Origin of the sequence: Streptomyces sp. NPDC052043 (assembly GCF_044548235.1) — a bacterium.
GTDB lineage: Bacteria > Actinomycetota > Actinomycetes > Streptomycetales > Streptomycetaceae > Streptomyces.
In genome coordinates this window covers 1-1586 of the sequence record NZ_JBIUBT010000043.1, presented here as the reverse complement: position 1 = coordinate 1586, position 1586 = coordinate 1, and the positions used below count along the sequence as shown (strand labels likewise).

Sequence of the window (1586 nt, the reverse complement as noted above, 5' to 3'; positions counted from 1 at the left end):
AACACGGCCCATTGCCCTTCCAAACCGCTCATGCCATACCAACGAATCACCGAGCGGAAAGCCACGAGTTAAAGATCTGCACGCCCTTACTGATCGTTTCAGAATGCCGTCTCGCGGCGGTGCTGGAGGTTCCATGGAACAATCCCTTGAGTCACGGGCCCAGGGGGATGACACCGTATGGAACGGTTTGAGGCTGCGCGCGACCTCGTGCTCGGTTACGTCCGCGCCCTGAACACGATTGATGAGGCCATGAGGTTGGCGATCCCCTCGCTTGAGCGACTGGCGGACGTCGTCGGCCTGGCCCGTTCGCGCCGGATCAGCCGGAGTGATCACATCGGCACCTACTCCTACAAGGTCCATGGCGCAGGGTGCCGCTTCGTGAGCGACAACGGCACTGAGGTCGATGTGGACTTCGCAGCCGACGGGAGCGAAGTCTTCGACCTCTGGCGGCTCCGCGGGTATGGGCTGAGCCTGCCGGAGCCTCATGACGTTACGGATCAGGACATGCGGTCCGCAGTGCGGTCGTTGCAACCGCTTCTGACCGAGGTGCGTCCGGGCTGGTTCAGCGTAGCCAACTGATTGCTTCAGGATGAGGTTCGTAGGCGGCGGAGGCATATGAGGCTGCAGGCCAGTTCGAGCAGGCCCCGGTGGAGATCGGCGCGTCGTTCGTAGCGGGTGCGGAGCCGTTTGAACTGATGCAGCCAGGCGAAGGCACGCTCGACCACCCAGCGCACCTTGCCCAGTCCGTAGCCGTGGGCGACGCCGCGTCGGGCGATCAGGGGCTTGATGCCGCGCTTCCGCAACAGGCGGCGGTACTTGTCGAAGTCATAGCCCCGGTCGGCGTACAGGCGCCGGGGTTTGCGGCGGGGACGGCCCCGCAGTCCCCGGATCGGTGGGATGGCGTCCAGTAGCGGCAGGAGCTGGGTGACGTCGTGGCGGTTGCCGCCGGTGAGCGTGACGGCGAGCGGGGTTCCGTGGCGGTCGACAATCAGGTGGTGCTTTGAGCCGGGGCGGGCACGATCGACGGGTGAGGGGCCGACGTGATCCCCCCTTTGAGAGCCCGGACGTGCGACCCGTCCGCAGAGCAGTCATCCAGGTCCAGCAGGCTGACACGGCGCAGCTCGGCCAGCAGGGCCGCGTGCAGACGCGACCACACGCCGGCCTCGGTCCAGTCCCGCAGACGGCGCCAGGCCGTCACCCCGGAGCAGCCCACCGTCTCCGCGGGGACATCACGCCATGCGACACCAGTCCGCAGCACATACATCACACCAGCGAGTGCCACTCGGTCGGGAACACGCAGCCGCCCGGGGTGGCGACGGCGCCGCTCGGGAGCAGGCGGCAGCAGCGGAGCCACCCGCTCCCACAGATCGTCAGGGACAAGATCAGCACGCACTCCAGACACCCTGCCGACCAAGATCGTCGAGCACAAGACCCGTAGCTCAATCCATTCTGAAACGATCAGTAAGTCGGCGGTCGACTGGCTGGCATCCATGGCATCCGACCGCCGGGCGGCTGTACGAGGTCGTCGAGGTGTGGCAGGCCTGCGTTGCCTCCGCCCAGCGGTCGACGCGTTCCGCGACTCCGGC

2 protein-coding genes are annotated in these 1586 nt (G+C 66.6%); one reads left to right on the top strand and one right to left on the bottom strand.

What is annotated here, in order from left to right; translation table 11 throughout:
• The first annotated feature begins 177 nt into the window (after nt 1-177).
• On the top strand, nt 178-579 hold the full coding sequence (locus ACIHCX_RS38100; protein WP_400038008.1) for a DUF6896 domain-containing protein: 402 nt from the start codon (nt 178-180) through the stop codon (nt 577-579).
• Nucleotides 580-584: 5 nt separating this feature from the next.
• On the opposite strand, the gene ACIHCX_RS38095 is transcribed toward ACIHCX_RS38100, so the two are convergent.
• Nucleotides 585-1393 (bottom strand): IS5 family transposase gene (locus ACIHCX_RS38095; protein ID WP_400038009.1). Its coding sequence is split into 2 segments (ribosomal slippage): nt 585-1054 and nt 1054-1393, totalling 810 coding nucleotides; the frame shifts between segments, so codons are not numbered across the junction.
• Nucleotides 1394-1586 lie beyond the last annotated feature (193 nt).

What these genes read in the sequence shown, in the direction of transcription:
- ACIHCX_RS38100 (WP_400038008.1), top strand. Translation starts at nt 178, where the DNA reads ATGGAACGGTTTGAGGCTGCGCGCGACCTCGTGCTCGGTTACGTCCGC.